The organism is Bifidobacterium sp. ESL0732 (assembly GCF_029395535.1).
In the GTDB taxonomy this organism is placed as follows: domain Bacteria; phylum Actinomycetota; class Actinomycetes; order Actinomycetales; family Bifidobacteriaceae; genus Bifidobacterium.
In genome coordinates this window covers 1827812-1850206 of record NZ_CP113920.1, presented here as the reverse complement: position 1 = coordinate 1850206, position 22395 = coordinate 1827812, and the positions used below count along the sequence as shown (strand labels likewise).

Genomic DNA, 22395 nt, shown 5'->3' with positions numbered 1-22395 from the left:
TGCTTCAAGATAGCATCGTATTCGGCCTACAGTATTGTGTAATAGGCGTTTCATGGAATGTATCATCACGCTTCCTCGATGCATAAGCCATGGATTGCCGCTGGAAAGGTGCTTCTATGTTCGATCGTCGGCTATTCACCCTCGTTCCGCGCAGTGGCGCGTTCGTCGTCGCGAAAGTGCTGAGTCTTTGGGTCTCGTTGCTGGCGGATATCGGATTCGCGTTCATCTCCGTCGGCCTTCTCGGCAATCTTTTTCCGGTGCTCACGTCTGCCAACGATGGGGTGAAGCCCGCAATCGTAAAAAAGCTGCTGAAGGATTTTCAAGCGGTGCCAGAAGGCTACTCTGCCTTTATCTTTGCGCTGGTAGTGGTGGCGATTATCAAATACCTGGCCGTCCGCGCCTCCCATTTCTTTGGAACGGAAGCCTCGGAACGCGTCAAAATCGCGCTGCGGGAGCGCTTGTATAACAAAATGCTCGATTTGGGCCCTACCTATTCGGAACATGTGAAAACGGCCGATGTAGTGCAATCGTTGGGTGAAGGCGTCGACCGTATCCAGAGTTTCTTCGAAACCTATCTGCCACAGCTTGTTTTCGCCGTTCTTGCGCCGTTGACGCTTTTCGTAGCAATCCTGCCTTTGAATGCGCCGACGGCGATTCTCCTCGTGGTTTGCGTGCCGATTATCATCGGCATTGTCTGGTGGGTGGCGGTGGCGACATCCCGTGCATTCGGCAAATACTGGGATTCATACACTGATATGGGTGCCGCATTCCTTGACAATGTTCAGGGTTTGGAAACGCTCAAGACTTTTGATGCCGACGAAGCGGCCGCCCGACGCATGAATCAGAAATCGGAAGATTTCCGTAAGACCTCGATGAAGGTCCTTCATCTTGAACTTCGCGCCCGCCTTGCGCTGGATCTGGTTTCCTACGGCGGAACCGCCGGCGGCATCGGCATCGTCATCTGGCAGGTGGCGAGCGGTCATCTGAAACTTCCTGCGGCGCTTGTGGCCATACTGCTTTCGGTGAGCTTCTTCGTGCCGCTGCGTCGGCTCGCCTCCTGTTCCCATACAGCCATGAACGGCGTGGCGGCAATCAAACGTATTTATGCGATGCTGGACGTTCCGGTAACTGGGGACGGGCAGTCCGCATTGCCGCAAGGTGTGGAGGATTGCTCGATTACATTCCGTAATGTCGATTACACCTACAAGCCCATTGACCAGGCAGTAGATGGTGTGGCATCCAACGTTAATGCCGCTTCCGATAACGGCACCGCCTCGAAAAACGCTGCCGGAAACGGACAAGATGGCGATTCCGATGGTCATAAAGCCTTGGACGGTGTCAGTTTCACGGCCCGTGCAAACGGTTTTACTGCCATCGTCGGCGTCAGCGGTTCGGGCAAATCCACTATCGGCGCACTTATCGCCGGCACCCGCAACGACTATCAGGGTTCCATCCGTCTGGGGTATCGTGTGCTCGGAAGCGTGGGAAGCTGCGAGCTGCACAGCCTCAAAAACCGTTCGCTTTGTGATGCCGTCACATTGGTTGATTCCCGCAGCCATCTTTTCACGGGTTCTCTGCGCGAAAACCTCTTGATGTCCAAGCCGGATGCCACGGCCAACGAGATGTGGCTTGCCCTCGAAGGTGCCCATATCGATGATTTTGTCTATTCCCAGCCGCAGCGCCTCGATATGCGTATCGAACCGGATGCCAGTAACCTTTCAGGCGGGCAGCGCCAGCGTCTCGCCATTGCCAGGGCATTGCTGCGTGACAGTCCGATTTACGTTTTTGACGAGGCCACCAGCAGCGTCGATGCCGAAAGTGAGGAGCTGATTGATGGCGCGATTCGCAACCTGGCCAGGACGCGTACGGTTATCGTCATCACCCATCGTCTGACCCAGGCTCGCGATGCCAATAATATCGTGGTTCTCGACGGCGGGCGAGTAGTGGAAAGCGGTACCCATGACGAGCTCATGGACGTTCAGGGACGTTACGCCACGATGTTCGAAACCCAGGCGTCAATCGAGCATGTTTCGCATCGCAACAGCTGGGGGAGTGCTTACGCCAAGCCGCAATCGGCCAAACCCAAGGTGCGCAGGCCGTTTGATTTTGCTTTGCTGGGTTATCGGGAGCACGATGATTTTGACGATTTTGGTAATAGGCCCAAAGCTCAAGGTTCAGAGCGCTCCGGCTCGGATACGCAGCAGGCGCGACATCTGACCGCCGCTGAGGCTGCTGCCGGCCATCCGGCCAAAACCGAAGATGCCCGAGTCCATACTCCTGCTGCAAAATCCGTAGCAGGTTCCGCCAAACGCAACGGTTCTGCAACCGGAAAGATTTCTACGAAGAAGTCCGGGGGCACCTCGTCCGATTTCCGCAATTCTGCTTCTGCTTCTGCCACGGCTGGAAGCCGACATTCCAACGGAAAGTGCTCGGATGAACCGGCAAAACAGGGCGACGAAACCGATGCGATATTGGATGTCGCCAATCGTCCCCATAGCGAAAACAAGGATATGGGAACCTTCCATCTGACGTTGAGGCTGCTGGGCTGTGTTGGGCGTCTGACCCCGTTCATCGTCGGTGCCAGCCTCTGCGGGACCATTGAACGGCTTGCAGAAACCTTCATGCCTGTTTTCGGTGTACTGGCCTTGATGGCGTTCTTCGGCCACCCGGTTTGGGGCATGAACGTCGCCTTCGCAATTGTTGGTGTGGTGGTGTGTGCCATTCTCAAGAGCTTCATGCATTACGCCGAGGAATATATGAACCGTGAGATGAGTTTCCGCGTGGTCTCGCTTTTCCGCTCAAAGGCCTTCGAATCCCTTCGTCGTCTTGCCCCGGCGAAACTGGCTGGGCGAGGCAAAGGCGACCTGACGACGTTGGTGACCTCCGATGTCGAGTTGCTCGAGACGTTCTTTGCCCATGCCATTTCTCCTGTCGTCATCGCGGTGACGACTTCGGTGGTGTTTGCGGTGGCGCTGTTCACCCTCGATCCTTGGTTCGCGCTGTTGCTCATTGCCGCCCATCTGGTCGTAGGCTTTGTCTTGCCTCGTCTTTATACGGGTAATGTGCGCGGGATAGGTGCGAGAATTCGTTCCGATTCCGCCAAACTCGGCGACAGGCTTATCGATGATATGCACGGCATGGACGAAATCATCAGATTCAATCAAGGCCGTCGGCGTCTGACCGATATTATCGCGGAAGACAAAAACCTATGGCTTTTCGAGAGTAGGCTGAGCCGCAAGGATGGCGTGTTCGGAGGTCTTGACGCGGTTTGCGTCATTGTGGTTACGTTTATCGCGGTGAGAATCATGTTCGGCATCGTTACAGCCGATCCTGTCTCGATGGCCAAGTGTGTGGTTGCAGTGATGCTCATTTCCGGCTCGTTCGGCCCTACTCTTGCGTTGAGCGATTTGCCTGGGAATCTCAACCAACCGCTGGCGGCTGCCAGGCGCATGTTCGCCTTGTTCGACGAAGTGCCTGCGGTTCAAGAGACCGGAAAGGACACGCCGAAATTCGAAACCGTCTCGCTCAAGGATGTGACTTTCGGCTATCCGCTTTCTTCCAACGGTTCGACTTCCATTCCTGCTTCTGCGTTGGTGCTGAAAGACTTCAACTTCACCACGTTGCACTCGGGGATTCTTGGAGTGCAGGGGCCGTCTGGACACGGCAAATCCACGATCTTGAAACTTATGATGCGCTATTGGGACCCGCAGGGCGGCGCCGTCGATTTCTCCGGCGAGCCGTTGCCGCAGGTCGAAGCGCATTATCGCCGTCGTGTGGAGACGATGATGGATCAGGATACGTATCTTTTCGATGGAACGATTCGCGACAACCTTCTGGTCGCCGACCAGCATGCCTCGGATTTGCAGATGCATGAGGCGCTTGAACGCGCTTCGATCGATTCCGTTATCAGCGCGTTGCCGGATGGTTTGGACACGCAGGTGGGTGAGCTCGGCTCCAGGCTTTCGGAAGGCGAGCGGCAACGTATCAGCCTCGCCCGGATTTTCCTGACTGGCGCCTCTTTGGTGCTTTTCGACGAACCTACGAGTCGAGTCGACGCTTTGAACGAATCGGTGATTCTTCATTCGATCAACACGCTTGCAAACGAGCGTCCGGTTTCCATCGTGCTGGTCTCGCATCGTGCTTCCACCATGCAGATTGCCGATCGTGTGATTACGCTCTAGCTTTACCGGGCAGGGTTTGATTCTGTGGCTTTCCGTATGTACCGGTTTCTTTATGTGACGCTTTCTTGTTTGTCGTTTGCCGATTGTGCAAAACCGTCAGCGGATGTTTCTTAGCGACCGATTCCTTGCATCTGCAAGCATTCAAGCAAGAAAGCGGCCACTGACGGACGCTAAGTGACCGATTTCTTGCATCTGCAAACGTCCGTGCAAGAAAACGGTCATTTAGTGTCCATAAGTGCTTGTTTTCGGCATGAATGTTTGCAGACGCTGGAAACCGTTCATTCCCATTTGTTGGCTGGACGGGGTTGACTAGTAGTCTGGATACCAGTTGACGGCAAAAGGAGCAGTGACGATGAGCGCTGGAGAAACCAAAGGAACAGTACCGAAAATTCCGAATATCACGCTAAGCGATGGCAACAAAATCCCGCAAATTGGACTTGGCGTACTGCGTATCAGCGACGACGACGTGACCGCCGTTGTCGAATCCGGACTTGAGGTCGGATACCGGCATATCGATGCTGCCGCGGGCTACAACAATGAGCCTGGCGTAGGGCGTGCGCTTGCGGAAACCGGTTTCAATACAGGCGAGGCGCGCAAGTCGCTGTGGGTGACCACAAAACTTAAGGATTCCGAACAGGGTTATGACAGTGCACTCAAGGCGTTCGACCGGCAACTGGGTGACTTGCGGCTTGATTACGTTGACATGTATATGCTGCATTGGCCGACTCCGTTCAACTGGCGTTCCGGCGAGACATGGAAGGCGCTGATGAAGCTGCGCGACGAGGGACGTGTGCGCACGCTCGGTGTCTGCAATTTCCTGCCTGAGCATCTCGAGCGCTTGCATCGAGAAACAGGGGAGTGGCCGACGGTTAATCAGATTGAGCTGCACCCCACGTGGCAGCAGCGCGAGGTCGTCGCTTTCTGTAAAGCGCATGGCATCGCTGTAGAAGCATATTCGCCGATGGCCCGTGGAGCCGACCTCAATGCTGGAGATGGCACCATCGCCCGGATCGCTGCAGCACACAACGTTTCGCCCGCTCAGGTCATCTTGCGTTGGCATATCGAAAACGGCACCATCATCATCCCCAAATCCGTGCATACGCAGCGCCAGCGCGAGAACCTCGACCTCTTTGGATTCGCCTTGACCGCAGATGAGCATGCGCAGATAGATGCCCTCGACGGCCCGACGCGCGCCGGCCACGACCCGATGACCTTCACCTATGCGTGATCCGCGGTGGAGAATGTAGAGGTTATAGAGATTCAGCGTCTTTCGTTTTTTTCGAAAAGAACGAAACTTTACTCTCATGCAGAATGTGCCAAGCCTTTGCGCTTCTCGGTGCATTCTGCATTTTTATAGCATTATTTCTTGCATCTTTAAACGTTGGTATTAGGCCAGAATAGAGCAGCGGGTCTTCAATCAACATCATTAAATCTTGGTAAAGTGACAAAAATCACTCGACGATAATAGCCGCTAACGATAAAAATAGATACAATTCGAGTACTGTTACTGATTCCTTGATGGACGCAAACAATGAATGTTTGTATTGATTGGGTTGAGGGATGGTGACGGTAATTGTTGGTTGACACGGTGTCACCTGCAAATATCGCGAAGGAGCGTGTATTATGCCGCAAACAATTAAGGCGTCGGTTTCGTATGGTTTGAATCAAGGTTTCTCAGAGCCTGAAGATGTAGTGATTGATGATCCGAAGGGCGCTGAGGTACTGGTTGACATCAAGGGATCAGGTCTATGCCATTCTGATCTGCATGTTGTCGATGATGGTAATGCGCTCGGATTCTCGTTCCCCATGATTTTGGGACATGAGGTTTCCGGTGTGGTCGAAGCGGTTGGGCCATTTGTGTCCGGCTTGAAGGTCGGTGATCGTGTCGTCGCGTCCCTAGAACAGGTATGCGGCCATTGCGCGAACTGCTTGAACGGTCATCCTGAGGTCTGTACTCAGCCCCAGGAATGCGTGCGTGGCGCGGATGAGACCCCGCGCCTTTCCTTCCCCGATGGACGTCCGATTTACCAAGGATGGGGCATTGGCGGATTTGCCGAGAAGGCGCTGATTCACGAGAACCAGCTCGCTGTGATCAACGACCAAGTGCCGTGGGATCAGGCCGCCTGCCTGGGTTGCGCGACGATTACCGGTGCCGGCGCGGCGATCAATACGGCGCATGTCCGTCCTGGCGATACTGTGGCCGTCGTCGGCACGGGCGGTGTCGGCCTCAACGTGATTTCCGGTGCCAGAATTGCCGGTGCCAGCAAGATTATCGCGATTGACATTCTCGATAATAAGCTTGAGTTCGCTCGTAAGTTCGGCGCGACCGATGTGGTCAACTCCAAGAAGGAGGATCCGGTCGCCAAGGTTCGTGAGCTTACCAACGGCGGTGTCGACAAGTCGTTTGAAGTCATCGGCTTCCCGGCTACGGTCAAGCAGGCGTGGGATATGCTGGGCATGCATGGCACGACCTATTGCATCGGCATGTCCAATCCGGGCTCGAAACTGACCATCGACGTCGACACTGCGAGCATCCTCGTTCCCGAGAAGGGGCTGCGCGGTGTGTCGATGGGCTCGACCAACATCAAGCATGATTTGCCGATGTATGCCGATTTCGTGGTCGACGGGCGTCTCAACATGAAGGATCTGATTAGTCAGAATATCAACCTCGGCCAGATTAACCAGGGCTATGACCAGCTGCAGAAGGGCGAGGTCATCCGTTCGGTCATCACCGAGTTCTGACATTCGCTTTCGGCGATGCGGCGGTTGCGTTTGGCCTATAGCCGATCGCCGCATTGCCTGTATTTGGGCCGGTACCTGCCTGGAAGGCTTGGGACCGGCTCATTTTTTCTTGTTTGTCGTTTGAACCGATCTGCTTGATTCTATTGTTGGGGTGTAAAGGAATCGATGAATGTATCAAACCTGTCGAGCTGGTTTGATTGATTCCTTTATGGTTTTCATTGTGTCGCGATGTCGTGAATTTGCGGTTTTACTATTTTGGGTTAATGGTATATTTTGATTTGTTTTGTGTACTTATGTCCAGTTGTTGATTGTGTGATGTGATTCTTCTGCGTCGAGAATGTGAACAATTGTTGTGGAAACGCGACGATTCGAAAATGGTTGCGTCATTCGATTCCTATGTTGTAATGTGACTTACGTTACATTTCAAAGAATTGAGGAGCGTAACTATGCCACAAAAGATCAAGGCATCCGTAGCGTACGGCATCGGCAAGGGATTTGCTCAGCCGGAAGAGATTATCATCGACGACCCGATTGGCGCCGAGGTTCTGGTGGACGTTCAGGCGAGCGGCCTGTGCCATTCCGATCTGCATCTGGTCGAGGACGACGACCAATTCTTCCCGTTCCCGGCCGTCATCGGCCATGAAGTAGCCGGCATTGTCGAGGCTGTTGGCCCCGAAGTCCAGGGCATCAAGGTCGGCGATCACGTCGTCGCCTCGCTCGAGCAGGTGTGCGGCCATTGCGCCAACTGCCTCAACGGCCATCCGCAGTCCTGCTCGCAGCAGCAGGAGTGCGTGCGCAAGCCCGGCGAGAAGCCGCGCCTGTCCTTCCCCGACGGCCGCCCGATCACGCAGGCCTTCGGCACCGGCGGTTTCGCCGAGAAGGCGCTGATCCATGAAAACCAGCTCGCCGTGGTCAACAACGAGGTCAAGTGGGACGAGGCCGCCTGCATCGGCTGCGCCACCATCACCGGCGCGGGTGCTGCCATCAACACCGCGCACGTTCGTCCCGGCGACACCGTGGCCGTGGTCGGCACTGGTGGCATCGGCCTCAACATCATCTCCGGCGCTCGCATCTGCGGCGCCAAGAAGATCATCGCCATCGACCTGCTCGACAACAAACTCGAGTTCGCGAAGAAGTTCGGTGCCACCGACGTGGTCAACTCCTCCAACGAGGACCCGGTCGCCAAGGTGCGCGAGCTCACCGACGGCGGTGTGGACGAGGCGTTCGAGGCCATCGGCTTCGAGTCGACGATGAAGCAGTGCTGGGATATGCTCGGCGTTGACGGCACCGCCTACTGCATCGGCCTGGCCAAGCCCGACGCGACCATCAACCTCGAGATCAACCCGGCCGACCTGCTGGTGCACCAGCGCGGCTTCAAGGGCGTCTGGATGGGCTCGACCAACATCAAGCACGACATCCCGATGTATGCCGACCTCGCCGTCGACGGCCGCCTGAACATGCACGACATCGTCAGCCAGCACATCAACCTCAGCCAGATCGACGAGGCCTACGTCCAGCTCAAGCAGGGCAAGGTCATCCGCTCCGTCATCACCGAGTTCTGATCGCTTAGTTTCGCGTTCGGCACCGGCCCCACTCGTCGCGGTCGCCGAATGCGTATCAGTAATTGAATAACCCTCATTGGCCGGTCTTGTCTCTCCGCAACAAGCCCGGCCAATGTTGTTTGGCAAGGTGTTTTATTCCCCTTGCTGAGAGGTAAAAACCTCTGGAATTTTAATATTGTTGTCACTGTTCTCGTAAACCCTTGAAATATAAGAGTTTGTGAGCTGTGCCGCGACGTTTTACGCACTTCAAAAGGTGCTTTCTGCGACGTTTTACACGTTGCAAACACCGTCTTTTGCAACGTTTTGGAAAGTAAATCAACGTCGCAGCGATATATAGGCCCATTCGCTATAAAGCGGATTTGCCGGTCAGGTGTCTAAACAGCTCCGGGTCGACGGGCTTGTCGAGACGAAGCGTAGAGATGACGACATTCAGCTCCTTCCCATCGTCAGCAAGGTTATGGTCCGGATGGATGTCGGCGATGGCGGCGACATGGCCGACGTAATAATAGGTCTTTTCCTTCTCCTCTTGTTTACGACGAATGAAGATCGGGACGAAGTGAGAACGTTGCCATTCCGGTCCTTTGGCATTGGTCATGAGCCAGACAAATTCATTTGAGTTCAACGTTCTCTGATTCTTGCTGAACCATTCGATTTCGCTGGTGTTGAGGAATCGGTCACCATACTGGCTTGCTTCGTATTTGATGAAAATGGGCAATGAATCCGTCTCACGGTCAAGCTTGTAACCGCCCACGTTTTGCGGTACCTGCTCGTTCTTCCATCCGCACAGCCTCATGACGTCGAAGATACTGTATTTCTCTCCATAGATAAATCCGCGTGTGCGTTCGAGTGACGTATTTGAGATTTGCTTGTATCGTTCCTGGCAGTTAAACAGGCCTGCTTGTATGGTATCGGCGAAGAACTGGGCGAACGTTGAATTTGAGCGTAGCGATTGCAGCAGCCAATCCTCGAGGATGAATGTACCGTTTTCGGTCTGACGTATCAGCGGCACATTGCCGAAGCGTTCTTTGTTTTTCGTAGTGAAATACGTCAGATCAAGCACGTGGAATGCTTGTGTGATCTGCTCCGGGCTGTTGTCCGCCTGGGAAAATCGAGTCGACAGCATTGCTCTCAGATTTTCGGCTGAGAGCTCGTGATAGGAATCAGGCCCAAGGTAACGAGCGATATGATGCTCAACCGAGGTGTTCGATGGGTCCGGCAACGTGATATCGCAAAGGTTCGCCAGAATCATTAACTCATGTGGTCGCAATCCGCGCAGTAATGTTGAGGTCAGCATTTTAAGAATACCGTCTTCGCGCGCGTCGGTCGGTTGCAGCAGTTCCAGATATGACGTCTGCGTGTTCTTGCCTCTCGAAAGGCTTTGCTCGCGGGAACGGACGAACTGCAGATAGCTGTCCTTCTTGTCAGCCAATGTATAAATCAACGATGGATCGGTTTTGGCGAAATCGGTAAGCATGGGGATGCGGTTCAGCTGGTTTCGTAGTTGCCGGTATTGGCTGGAAAGCAGCTGCATTTCAGAAAGATCAGCCTTGTCGATGGATGCCAGCACTCTTTTCTCGGCGATAGGATCGAAACTCACCGAAGAGAGGCCGATTGTTTTTCGCTGTAGATTTTTGCGTTCGATGTCTCGATCTCCGGTATTGCCATACAGGGCGATGGGGATGAGATAGTTGTTGGCGTAGTTACCGATGAAGTCGATGATGGTGACGGATTCCTTGCCGGGATATTTACGCAGGCCTCGACCGAGTTGCTGTGTGAACACGATGCTGGATTTGGTCTGGCGCAGCATCACGATCTGGTTCAGCGAGGGGATATCGACGCCTTCGTTGAAGAGATCGACGGTGAAGATGTAGTCAAGTCCGCCGTTTTCAAGCTGCCTGATAGCTTCGTCTCGGTCGACGGCATTATCGCCGGTGACAGCTGCCGTGTGATATTTTCGTTCGGCTTGCTGATTCCATTGAGCATTGAACAAGGCCGAGAGTTCTTTTGCCTCTTTCTGCAAGCTACAAAAGACCAAGCCTTTTACCGGGGTTCCTGGATCTTCATAAGTCTGCAATCTGTCGATGATGTAGTGGACGCGCTGCGGCGACACCAGTTTCTGTATCCATTCATTGAGCGCCGTGCGCTCTCCGGTTTGTGCCACGTCGATGCGTCTATTGAGCTCACCTATGGTGCTTGGATCAGGCTTGTCCTCGATATACTCATGAACGCCGTAATAATGGAACGGACACAGCATGTTCTCTTCCAGCGCTCGTTGGAGGCGAATGTTATAGGCAATGTTGTTGCCGAACAGGCCGAAGATGTCGGCGTCGTCTGTCCGTTCTGGTGTCGCCGTCATCCCGAGAAGAAAATCGGGCGTGAAATGACTCAGCACTTTCCTGTAGGAATCTGCTGCGGAATGATGTGCCTCGTCAATAAGAATATAGTCGAAAGAATTTGGTTCGTAGGAATCCAAATTGTTGACGAGCGTTTGCACCGTTGCGAAGACATATTTGCGATCGCCTTGCTTACTTGTTCCCGAGAGCAAGCCAAGATCGCTATCTTCACAACCGAGCACTTTCTGATAGGACTCCATGGATTTCTTGAGTATCTGTTGCTGTTGGGCGACGTAAAGCATCCGCTTTGGCTTGCATTGACGCACGTCAAATGCCGAAAGATATGTTTTGCCGGTTCCCGTGGCCGAAACGATGATGGCTTGGCTCTCTCCGGCTTTTCTCAGCTGAGCCAGATTCATCAACGCTTCCTGCTGCATGGCGTTGGGTTCGATTTTCGTGATTTTATGTTGTGGCAGGACTCGTTGCACAGGAGCATAATGTTTGAAATCTTCCTCGTATTGTTTCAGCCATTCGTCCGTGAGCTGCACCGATTCGCTCAACTGGTCATCGATCTCGTTGTTGATTTGTCGAGTCAGACCGCTGTTGGTCTGTGAGGAAACCCTGAGGTTCCATTCTTTGTTAAGCTTGAGCGCACTGGATGTCAGATTCGAGCTGCCAATGTAGGTTGAATCCAGTTCTTCTCCGCTTTCGGTGCGACGGCGGAAGACATACCCTTTTGGATGATATCGATAGCTTGGTATCGAGGTCGAACCGTGATTTTCAGAGTCGGCTTGCCAAATATATATCTTGATATTGGTGCGAGCCTGAATTTGCAGAAGAGTTTTGAAGGCTTCAGGTTTGTTGAAATAGTTATAGGTAGAGGTGATGATGCGACCTGATCGCTCGCTTGTTTCTTTACCGAAATTCAGAAAATATTGTTTGAGGCTTTTGAGTTCCTCGTTGTTGAGGAATGCGACAGACATGTCGAAATCATGGCACTGATCCAATTCTGACTCAATGGATTCTTCCATGGTCAACCCGTTGCGATTCGCAATGAGAGTCGGCGTAAGCGTATTGTCGGCATTGGGATTTTGATGGATGAATCCTGAGGTTATCGCTTCCACCAACGAATCGTTTGAGGATACGGTTTCGTTGGTCGTGTCTTTCTTGTTTGTTTCGTGTTCAGTCATCGTTTTTCTCGCCTGTCCGGTTCGCCACCGCTAGATGTTGTGCCGTTTCTCGATCGGCTGGAGCCCAATTCAGTGTTTTGAGTTTGCTTTGAGAAATCCAACGAAGTTGGGTGTGTTCGGTGAGTTCGGGTTCACTATCGACAAGGGAGCATAAAAAGGTGGTAAGTTCAATAGTCCCGAAATCATAGTGTTGCTGGGTTGAACATATTTTGGGACCAACTTTGATATCACAGAGCAGTTCTTCTTTGATTTCACGTCGTAACGCTTCCTCTGGTGTTTCACCGCGTTCGATTTTCCCGCCAGGAAATTCCCAATACCCGGCCAAAGATTTTGATGGCCCTCGTTGCGCACAAAGAATTGTGCCATTCCTTCTTATCGCAGCTCCGACGACCTGCACTGGCGCAGTACCCATATCAATAACATCCTTTGAAAAAACGTTACGTCCAGGATAGCGCGAAAGGGCACTTGTTTTGCAACTATTGCTGATTGATTGTGCGACTATTGTTGCTTGATATATGGGGAGAGATTGTTTTAAAAGCAATATCAGTGGGGGATGCGGATTGTTTTTCAAAAAGTAAATTTCTGATGGTTACCGAGATTGATCTTTTTCAACGACCGATCAAGGCGCAAATTTAACAAATATATTTGTGTAAGCCTATGCAGGAATTAGGGCATTGAAATAGTAAATAATTTTGTTTCATGAGTTTGAACTGCGATCTAGTGACAAGCCGTACGGTTCACTTCGCTGGGGTAGATATTCTATATGAAACAGGTAATCAATCCAGTGCAAATTATCCGTTGAAATCTATGTTAATTGTGGAGTAGAAGTTATGTTAATTGGGTAGTAGGAGTTATGTTAATTGTGGAATAGCGGGAGAGCGGGCTCTCTAAAATCTCCATTTTTCTACTGTGTTTTCTTGTTTTATCCCTCCAACAGCCAATCGAGGGCGTAAACCTGGCGGATGCCTTCGTGACTGGTGGGTCGTTCGTCGTCCAAGGTGATGAGGGTCTTGGGGTAGTTGTCGTCGATGCCATGGAACGAGGAGAGCTCGCGCTCCAGGGTTTTGGGGATGTGAACCGATTCCGAGACCTGATAGTAGGCGGGGCCATTCACGCCATTGGTGACGAAATCGATTTCTCCGCTGGCGCTTTGTCCGACATATACCGTTCTTGTGCGACGCTTGAGTTCAAGGAACACGATGTTTTCCAGAATTCTGCCGGTGTCGCGGACCTTGCCGGAAATGAGTATGCGACGCAGGCCCATATCTACGGCGTAGTATTTGCGTTCCTGCTTGAGGATTCGCTTGCCTTTCACATCGTAGCGCTGGGCCGGGTAGAAGATGAACGCGGAGCAGAGCGCCTCCAACAGATTGGTTACCGTAGGTGCCGAGATGCGTGTACCGAACGAGGTCATGGTGTCGCTGATGGTTTTCGCCGTTGTCAGATTGCCGATGTTATCGAACATGAAACGGGTGACTGCTTCCACCGCTCCTGTGCGGGTGCTTCCTAGACGTTGTGAGACGTCCTTGATAAGAATGGTGTTGAGGATGCCTTCCAGATAATCGTGGATGAGGGTGTCGTCGCCATTGAATTCTGTGGTCGCGGGGAAAGCCCCGTCATGGATGTAGCGTGACCAGGTGCGTTGAACTGATTCGTCTTTCGGCGCGGCCGAACGATATTCGTCGAATGAAAGTGGCATAACCGGTATCTCAACGTATCTGCCGGAAATCAGCGTGGCGAGCGTGCCGCTCAGCAGCATTGCGTTTGAGCCGGTGACGTACAGGTCGATGTTTTGGCGGGTCTGCAGACTGTCGAGGACCTTTTGGAAGTCCGGTACGTTTTGGATTTCATCAAGCATCACATAGTACATTCCCACACCTTGGCAATGCTCGATGATGAATTCGTGAAGCCGATGATAGTCGAGCAGTGGCTCATTTTCGAGTCGTTCCAGATTGATGGAGATGATGCGGTCTTGTGGCACGCCACCAGCAACGAGTTGTTTGCTGAACAGTTCCAGAATGGTTGATTTGCCGCAGCGTCGCACGCCGGTGACCACCTTGATGACGGGCTTGTCCCGCCATTGTTCCAAGTGACGGAGATATTGCGGTCTGTCAATCATGGTGCCTCGAATGCATAAGTTGAAAAATATTTTTTAACTTCTCATAAAAGAATACTAAGTTAAAAAGTATTTTTCAACTTGTCTGAGAAATTGCATAAGTTGAAAAATACTTTTTAACTTACCGCAATATGCCGCAATGTATCGTGCTGTTGGACGGCCGCTCCGATTTACTCGAACGGGAACTTGAGGCCCCACTCGCCGCGAATTTGGTCCATGAGCTTCATGATGCGCAGAGTGTCGGCGTGGGGCATCTCCTCGCATTCGCTCTTGCCGTCGAGGATGGCGTTGGCGGCGCTCGCCACCTCGTACTCGTAGCCGGTGAGCTGCGCGGGGACGTCGATGTGGCGGGTGAGGCGATGGTCGAGACCGTAGAGGTCGATGCCCTCGATGTTGTTGATGTTCTGGCAGACCATGTAGCCCTTGGTGCCCCAGATGGACCCGGTTCGGTCCGAAGGGCACATCATCGAGGCCGTGGCCGTGGCCATCACGCCGTCGTTATAGTGCAGGGTGATGGAATCGGTGGCGTCTACGCCGGTTTCGTACGGCACCATGGAAGTCGAGATGTCGGAAATCGTGCGCTCGCTGGTGTCGGCGCCGAGCGCCATGTCGAAGAAGTTCAACGGATAGACCCCGACGTCGAGCAGCGCCCCGCCGGCCATGGCCGGGTCGGTCATGCGGGCCTTGTGCGTTGTGGGATAGCAGAGGTTGGCCGTCGCGGCCTGCACCTCGCCGATTTCGCCGGACTTGATGATATCGGCGACGAGCGCGCGCGAGGGCATGTAGCGAGTCCAGATGGCCTCGGTGCAGAGCAGTCCGGTCTCCTTGGCAACGTCAAGTAGTTCCTGCGCTTGCTCGGTGTTGGCAGTGAACGACTTCTCGACCAGGATATTCTTTCCGGCCTTGAGACATGCGATGCCTTGCTCGGCGTGCAGTGCGTGGGGCGTGGCGATGTAGACGAGGTCGACCTTTGGATCGGCCAGCAGCTCGTCGTAAGAACCGTAGGAAACGTCGAATCCATACTTTTGCGCGAAATCGTTGGCACGATCGGCGTCGCGTGCGGCCACGGCGTAAGGTTCGATAAGGTTGTTATACCGCGAATCGCCTGCCATCTCGACCAGTGTGTTCGCCATCGATTTCGCGATGCCGCCAGCTCCGAGAATCGCGACGTTGACCTTGAGTCCCTGTTCTTCCGCTTCGGCGCGTTTGCCATTCAGCCTACTCATAAAAGTCCTTTCTGACATGAAAATCTACGCAGCGCTTCCATTCTAAAGTCTGGCACGCCTTATCTGTCGAAGCCGAATAAGCAGGGAGCGTCAATATGCGTTCTTAGATGTATGTGTGCCGCAAAGACGTAGCAATGAAGCCAGAATCGTGAATTTGCATTGTTCGGTGCTGCTCAGGAGGAGCGAGGCGAATTTAAAACCCCGCAATAGCAACGTTTGATATTTTGTACATAAAAAATTCGCAGCAGAGAACGTTGATTGAATCCGATTTCAACGTTCCGTGCTGCGAATCAGGGGAGAATAGCTACTGGTTTATTTTGTTATCATCCTCTGATACTTTTAGCTTCGTTTCAGTCTTTCTTGGCATCCTTAGTGGAGATATCGGCAGTCTTAGGGGCGCTAGCAACTTCGTTTGCTTCGCTGTCATCGGCAGCGACCAGTCCCTTCTTCTCGTCGTGACGACGCCACCAGGAGGAGAGCACCGAGCCGGAGATATTGTGCCAGACACTGAAGAACGTGGACGGGATGGCAGTAATCGGGGCGGCGGCGAAGGAGGTTAGCGCCAACGTGGCGCCCAGGCCGGAGTCCTGCATGCCGACTTCGAAGGTGATAGCCTTCTGCTGCGCATACCCGAAGCCCCTCGGATAGATTTTGTACATGAGCCTTGAGAAGCCGAAGCCAAGCCCGTAGCCGCAAAGGTTGTGCAGGATGACCACCGGTATGGCCAGAGCGGTGGCTGTGCTGAAGAGGCCGGCATGGTTGGCGGCGACGACGATGCCGATGATTAAGAGAATCGCGGTCTGCGAGATGATCGGCAGTACATCAGTTACCTTAGCGATCTTGTCTTTGAAGATGGTGTGGCAGATCACGCCGAGAGCGACGGGGATAAGCACGACCTTGACGGCTGTCAGGAAGAGCGACTGCCAGGGGATCGCCACGTACTTCGAGGCGAGCAGCTGCATCAGCAGCGGAATCATGAACGGAGCAAGCAATGTGGAAAGCAGACCGATGGAAACGTCGAGCGCCACGTCGCCGCGGGCGAGGAAGCTCATCACGTTCGACGAGGTGCCCGATGGGCAGCAACCCACGAGGATCACGCCGACGGCGAGCGGTCCGTCGAGGTGGAAGATGGCGCAAAGGGCGACGGCGATAAGCGGCATGATGACGTAATGGGCCACGGTGCCCACGATGACCATCAGCGGTTGCTTCAGAATTCGTGCGAAATCCTCAAGCGAAAGCGTCAGGCCCATGCCGAAGAGCACAATGCCCAAGAGCCAGCTCGTGTCGTGCTTGGCCCACTTGCTGGTCTGCGGCACAAAATAATTGAACACCGCCCAGACGATGACGATCAGCGTGAACCATTTGGTGATCCAATCCGCTACTTTTTTGACCTTTTCCATCTTCCCGTTACTTCTTTCTCTATTTTCAGGGTTGTGTGCCATGCTAAGTAGGTGTTCGCTGAATTGAGCGAGTTGTCTCAAAAATAGAAAAATGTTTCATATAGTGGACATCCGTTCCGGTGATATCAGCTAAATAACAGCATTGTTGGTTATACAATGAAAAATTGTTGGGTTTCGTAGGCTTTCCACCAAGTGCTCGCGAGCGATTCGATGTGATATTCCTTTCTGTGATTTGTCGCGCGCTGAAAGTGGAATGGAGGCGTGGCACGGCAATCAGTAACGGCAGACAAGAACGCTTCCTTAAAGCAGGATGATAGCGATGGCGTTGCAACCGACGTTTCCAAGGCATCGAAACCAACCGTAAAAGCGCCGGCGAAAGGTGGAAGACCCGGTTCAGGAAAAGTGAGGAAATCCGGCAAATCCAGCAAGTCCCGCAAGTCCGTCAAGGTTGCTGAGAAATACGAACGTGGCACCCGCAGTTACACTATGTCGCATATTCGCGGCAAAAACACGAAAATCGAAGTGCTGGTCCGTTCCTATCTGTTCCGTCGTGGGTTGCGCTTTCGCAAGAACGACAAGCGTTACCCGGGGCATCCGGACATTGTGTTGCCTAAGTGGCACACGATCGTGTTCGTCAACGGCTGTTTCTGGCATATGCACGAAGGTTGCACAAAATTCTCGATGCCCAAGTCCAACGTTGAGTTCTGGACGGCGAAGCTCGTTCGCAATCACGATCGTGATATCCGCCAGCGTGCCGAGCTCGAGGCTGCCGGTTGGAAGGTGCTCGTTGTGTGGGAATGTGAGCTGGCCAAAGATCGTCGTGAGGAAACGCTGGAACGGCTCTATCGGCAGATTGTCGGAACTGATGAGTCCGGTGAATTCTCCGATAATTCATGAGCTGTAGGTAAAACTAGCGTATGGGTCGTAGCACTGAAGCAATATAGTCAGATTTCTGAGATTCCCTGCTTTTTAAAGCCGCGATCGAGAATTTCTCAAGTGTTGATATTCCAACGATTTGGCGATGGAGTAATTTGCGATTTCGGGTTTGACATAGCAGAGAACGCGTTTATGATGGTGAGTTTTCGTTCGCTGCTATATCAGGTGAGGCGCGTCGTCAGGTGTGCCGAGATAAGCCTCTTCAGCTCTGCAATTCTTCCAACTGTTTTTTGGCTTTGTGCAGCTTGACGTAGATTTCGTTGCGCTTGGAGCCATCTTTTGCGCGGGCATGATCGCCTTCCAATTTTGTAATTTGGGCCGTGAGCTCAGCGATTGCCGCCTGCTTGGCGAGGCGTGCATCAAGATTGCTGCCGTCGGTGTCGCCGAAAATGACCTGTGCGCACAGGCTTTGCCACACTTCGTCAAACGTGGTGCCAGCCACTTCCAGATGTGCCTTTTCTGGTTTCTGCCATTTGCCGACGTAGGTTTGCGTCTGCGCTTCGCCTTGATGCCCGGCGCGAACAGGTAGAATGCGTTGCACGGCAAAAGCGCATTCTAAATCCGCGTTGTCCGTTTGAGTCTCGTTATCGGCGTTCTGAGCGTGAGCTTTGTCGTCTGCACCGGTAAGGCTCGCATCGCGTACACAGACAAAAAGAATCTTCGAAGCCGATCGCAATTTCGCGATATGCTCCATCACTTCGACGGGTGCATCCTTGCAGTTCTGTTCGATGCCCATCACCAAGATTTCGCGGGTTTTCGTGCCGGCTGCCATGCCGAGGGTGTTCGGCCGCAACAACGCAAGCATGGTGATGGATTCGACGTCACCGACGAAACGTTGCTTGAGCCGTGCCGAAACCGGCGGCTTCATATAGAACATTTGCTTGGGAAGAACACTTTTCGCCTCGGGTATGGCGCAGGTTTGGGGAAGTCCCAGCGTGAGGGCAGATATGTTTCCGCAGTGTGCAATAGTCATCGTCGACCTTTCCCTAGTGCCGTTTGCGTTCCGTGAGTCTAAAGGATATGACCTACTTAAAGGATAATATGCATTGCTGATTGTTCGCTGATTTCTCCTGCAATCTGTTCTGATCGATTTCCTGATGAATTGATTACGACTTGTTGCTGGGCATGATTTGCTAGGGGAATCCTCTTCGTCGCCTTTGCAATCGCGGGGGTTATTCTAGCTTGCCGTGATGTACGGGCCAGGTTTCCGTGTACAATACAAGATGTTGCCCGGGTAGCTCAGGGGATAGAGCACCGCTCTCCTAAAGCGGGTGTCGTCAGTTCGAATCTGATTCCGGGCACGAATCCTCCTTCTGGGAAGCTTTCACATAGACCTTGACCGACAATCGGGCTGGGATTTCTCAATATTCGGGGTGTTCCACTAATCATTCAGACTCTGTGCCGATTGGGTTTTTGTACGAGTTATAAGTTTTTTCTCTAGCTTGCGATGCGGGTTTATCTCAATTTCGCCGTGCTTCATCATTTAGAAACAAAAGGGTGGCCTATAATCCAAGCTACGTTATTAGTATAAATTATATATATACATACATTATATGGTGATATGCGCTGTTTTTAAATAACGATGATCGAGAAGAAAGGGCAAATCATGGCTTCGAAGGCATGGAATAAAAAAATCGTAGCCGCACTTGCTGCGGGGGCGGCGCTGGTTTCCGTCGCCGGTTGCGGAAATTCCGGCAGTAATAATGGGTCACAGGCAAAGAAGGCGACGACCACCGATCAGATCATTAAGGTCGACAACACTGAGCCGCAAAGCCCGCTTGTTCCTTCCAACACCAACGAGATGGGTGGAGGCAAAGTCATCCGCTATATCTTCGAAGGTCTGGTGAGCTACGACGCCAAAGGCAAGCAGCATATGGAGGTCGCCAAGTCGATTACTCCCAATGCTGATGCCACGCAATATACCATCAAGCTCAATGACGGATGGAAATTCACCAATGGTGAGAAGGTGACGGCTTCGTCCTTCGCCGACGCTTGGAGCTATGCGGCAAACGTCAAGAATGCTCAGAAGCAGTCCAGCCGTATGTCCATCATTAAGGGTTACGACGATTTGCAGAACCCAAGCGTTGCACCCGATGCAAAGCTCTCTGGCATTGAGGTCAAGGACCCGCTGACGTTTGTGGTCACCTTGAAGCACCCCGATTCGGTCTTCCCCATCCAAGTCGCCCACCAGTCCTTCTTCCCGCTGCCGACTGTTGCATACAAGGATATGAAGGCCTTCGGCAAGAACCCGATTGGTGATGGACCATACAAGTTCAAGTCCTGGCAGCCCAACACCGACATTCTCGTGGTGAAGAACCCGGATTACAAGGGCAGTCGTAAGGTCGCCAACGCCGGCATCGATTACCGCGTCTATACCAGCGAAGACGCTGCCTACTCCGACCTGCAATCTGGCAACCTCGACGTCATGGTGGAAGTGCCGCAGTCGGCACTGAAGACCTTCCGTTCCGATTCTACGGTCAAGGCGTTCGTCCAGCCCGGTTCGTCCTATCAAGGCTTCGTCATTCCCGAAAGCCTGCCGCACTTCGCGCTTGGCAAGGAAGGAAACCTGCGTCGTCAGGCCATTTCCATGGCCATCAACCGCAAGCAGATCGTCAGCAAGATCTATCAGAACACGAAGACCCCGGCCACCGATTTCACTTCGACCCTGGTTCCCGAGCATTCGTCAAAGCTGAAGAATTCCGACAACTTGCAATACAATCCTACGAAGGCCAAGGAGCTGTGGAAGCAGGCCGACGAAATTTCAAAGTTCACCGGAACCTTCAAGATCGCCTACAATGCCGATGCCGCCCATAAGCCTTGGGTGGATGCAGTCAGTAACAGTCTGAAGAACACCTTGGGCATCGATGCTTCCGGCGATGCGTACCCGACGTTCAGCGATATCCGCAACCAGGTGACCGACCGCAGCATCAAGACTGCATTCCGTTCCGGCTGGATGCTTGATTACCCCACGGCCGAGGATTATATGACTCCGTTGTATTCCTCCTCTGCCGCCGACGGCCATGGCTCCAACGATGGCGATTACAAGAACCCGGCGTTTGACGCAGCCCTGGCCAAGGCGTTGGGCCAGACCGACGTCGCCAAGCGCACCGCCGATTTCCGCGACGCGCAGGACATCCTCCTGAACGACCTGCCTTCGATCCCGCTGTGGAACGAGGACGTCGCCGCCGCGGCCTCGACCAAGACCAAGAACGTCCAGTTCGACTACACGAACCTGCCTACATACAACACCATCACCAAGTAAGGTGTGCGTTCGCAGTTAAGTGAGTAAAAGCTAAAAAGGTCGGGCAACTGCCGATGAAGCGTTGCCCGACCTTTTCGTATCGTTGCCACTCGCGTTATCGGAATCGCTAGGGCTCGGTGCCCCAATCTATATAGGACTACAGATTGTTCGGCACTGGGCCCGTTTTCAAGAATCGGTTGGTGAATCAGCCCTGCACGTAGCTGCCGATGGGGGACTTATAGCCGCAGTTCATCATTTCGCTGTTGTAGGCAATGACGCCTTCGCCCTTGGCCGGCAGCACGATCAGACCGCCGTCACCGCGATGGGCCTCGATGTCGTTGAGGGTGGCGCTCGCGGATTCGAGCGGGGTCTGGCCGGCGAATTTCACTCGATCCGAAACCTGATGGCAGGCCACCGTGCGCATGAACGCTTCGCCGATGCCCGTGCCGGAGACGGCCACCGTTGCGTCATCGGCATAGGTGCCACAGCCTGGAAGCGGTGTGTCGCCCACACGGCCGTGCATCTGGTTGGTGATGCCGCCCGTCGAGGTCGCTGCGGCAAGATGGCCCTGCGCGTCACGGGCGACGGCGCCGATGGTGCCGTGCTTCTCCCACTCGTCACCGTTCGTCTGTGCCTCAATCAACGATTGCTTACGCTGCTCGGTGATGAAGTAGCTCGGGTCGCGCGTCTCTACGCCCCAATCCTTGATCTCTTTGTCCTGCGGGTCGGCAAAGAGCACATGCTTGGTCTGTTCTTTGACGGCACGAGCGGCATCGATAGGGTTCTTCACGGTGTGTACGCTCGCGACGGCTCCAACTTCTCCGTCCCCGCCCATCAGGCAGGCGTCCATCTGGGCGATGCCATCGCTGGTCAGCGCGGCTCCGTGGCCGGCATTGAACTCGGTGGCGTCCTCCATGACGTGAATCGCGGCGACAACGGCGTCTTCGGCGCTAGCCCCGGCTTCAAGTTTGGCATACCCGGCATCAAGCGCACGCTGCAAATCCTTCTCCACCTGTGCCTGGCGTTCCGGAGTGCTGTGCTTGCCGCGGCTTCCGGCACCGCCGTGGATAACCAGCAGAATGCCGTTTTCCGCACCTTTGGTAACGACTGATTTGACTGGGCTCGATGTCATGGGTTTCTTCCTTTCGACGGGATACCGCCAATTCTTGATTGTTGGCCTTGCTTTCCAGTTGCCATGGTACGCCAGAGGTGAAGATTCTTTGGCGCGTTTTCGAGGAATCCGTTAATGTTAAGCAAAAATCGGTATCGTTTCCATGTTGTTTATATATGATGGATTTGCTATTTTTCCAAAGTCGCAGAGGGTGAGCATGACAAGACCCCTGCAGAGAAACCCTAAGCAACATCTGAAAACAAGACGAAAGGCAAAGTGAAAAAGACAGCAACCAAACCGCGTTCGACGGCAAGAGGCAAGTCGGCATCGAAAACGAAACCGGCGCCAAAAGGCAGA

At 53.4% G+C, this 22395-nt stretch carries 13 protein-coding genes and 1 tRNA gene; 7 read left to right on the top strand and 7 right to left on the bottom strand.

The window, feature by feature from the left end:
- Window positions 1–116 precede the first annotated feature (116 nt).
- From OZX70_RS07120 to OZX70_RS07105, 4 genes are all read left to right on the top strand, one after another.
- Window positions 117–4181 (top strand): ATP-binding cassette domain-containing protein, encoded by a 4065-nt coding sequence (locus tag OZX70_RS07120; RefSeq protein WP_277180257.1) that lies wholly within the window; start codon window positions 117–119, stop codon window positions 4179–4181.
- Between the two features lie 352 nt (window positions 4182–4533).
- Window positions 4534–5409: an aldo/keto reductase gene (locus OZX70_RS07115; protein ID WP_277180255.1), complete on the top strand. Its 876-nt coding sequence runs from the start codon at window positions 4534–4536 to the stop codon at window positions 5407–5409.
- Window positions 5410–5804: 395 nt separating this feature from the next.
- Entirely contained in the window at window positions 5805–6923 is a 1119-nt protein-coding gene (locus tag OZX70_RS07110; RefSeq protein ID WP_277180253.1) for an alcohol dehydrogenase catalytic domain-containing protein, read from the top strand.
- A gap of 446 nt (window positions 6924–7369) precedes the next feature.
- Window positions 7370–8485 (top strand): Zn-dependent alcohol dehydrogenase, encoded by a 1116-nt coding sequence (locus OZX70_RS07105; RefSeq protein WP_277180251.1) that lies wholly within the window; start codon window positions 7370–7372, stop codon window positions 8483–8485.
- 346 nt (window positions 8486–8831) lie between these two features.
- Here OZX70_RS07105 and OZX70_RS07100 read toward each other — a convergent pair whose 3' ends face one another.
- From OZX70_RS07100 to OZX70_RS07080, 5 genes are all read right to left on the bottom strand, one after another.
- Window positions 8832–12008, bottom strand: coding sequence for a DUF3427 domain-containing protein (locus OZX70_RS07100; protein ID WP_277180249.1), 3177 nt, complete (start codon window positions 12006–12008; stop codon window positions 8832–8834).
- Window positions 12001–12420: a (deoxy)nucleoside triphosphate pyrophosphohydrolase gene (locus OZX70_RS07095; RefSeq protein WP_277182161.1), complete on the bottom strand. Its 420-nt coding sequence runs from the start codon at window positions 12418–12420 to the stop codon at window positions 12001–12003. Before OZX70_RS07095 ends, OZX70_RS07100 begins: the two co-directional genes overlap by 8 nt.
- A 510-nt stretch (window positions 12421–12930) precedes the next feature.
- Window positions 12931–14127: an ATP-binding protein gene (locus OZX70_RS07090; RefSeq protein ID WP_277180247.1), complete on the bottom strand. Its 1197-nt coding sequence runs from the start codon at window positions 14125–14127 to the stop codon at window positions 12931–12933.
- A 167-nt stretch (window positions 14128–14294) separates the two neighbouring features.
- A complete protein-coding gene (locus tag OZX70_RS07085; RefSeq protein WP_277180245.1) occupies window positions 14295–15350 on the bottom strand; it encodes a Gfo/Idh/MocA family oxidoreductase in 1056 nt (351 codons plus the stop codon).
- 350 nt (window positions 15351–15700) lie between these two features.
- Entirely contained in the window at window positions 15701–16750 is a 1050-nt protein-coding gene (locus tag OZX70_RS07080) for a bile acid:sodium symporter family protein (protein ID WP_277180243.1), read from the bottom strand.
- A 402-nt stretch (window positions 16751–17152) separates the two neighbouring features.
- Here OZX70_RS07080 and OZX70_RS07075 point away from each other — a divergent pair, with 402 nt between their 5' ends.
- Window positions 17153–17647, top strand: a complete 495-nt coding sequence (locus tag OZX70_RS07075) for a very short patch repair endonuclease (RefSeq protein ID WP_277182160.1) — start codon at window positions 17153–17155, stop codon at window positions 17645–17647.
- A gap of 241 nt (window positions 17648–17888) precedes the next feature.
- Here the strand turns inward: OZX70_RS07075 and OZX70_RS07070 are convergent, their stop codons facing one another.
- Window positions 17889–18659 (bottom strand): DUF4391 domain-containing protein, encoded by a 771-nt coding sequence (locus tag OZX70_RS07070; protein WP_277180241.1) that lies wholly within the window; start codon window positions 18657–18659, stop codon window positions 17889–17891.
- Between the two features lie 255 nt (window positions 18660–18914).
- On the opposite strand from OZX70_RS07070, the gene OZX70_RS07065 reads away from it, so the two are divergent.
- Together OZX70_RS07065 and OZX70_RS07060 are read left to right on the top strand one after the other, a co-directional pair.
- Window positions 18915–18987: transfer RNA gene (locus tag OZX70_RS07065), tRNA-Arg, on the top strand.
- Window positions 18988–19292: 305 nt separating this feature from the next.
- Window positions 19293–20948 (top strand): ABC transporter substrate-binding protein, encoded by a 1656-nt coding sequence (locus OZX70_RS07060; protein ID WP_277180239.1) that lies wholly within the window; start codon window positions 19293–19295, stop codon window positions 20946–20948.
- 184 nt (window positions 20949–21132) lie between these two features.
- On the opposite strand, the gene OZX70_RS07055 is transcribed toward OZX70_RS07060, so the two are convergent.
- On the bottom strand, window positions 21133–22059 hold the full coding sequence (locus tag OZX70_RS07055) for an isoaspartyl peptidase/L-asparaginase (protein WP_277180237.1): 927 nt from the start codon (window positions 22057–22059) through the stop codon (window positions 21133–21135).
- Window positions 22060–22395 lie beyond the last annotated feature (336 nt).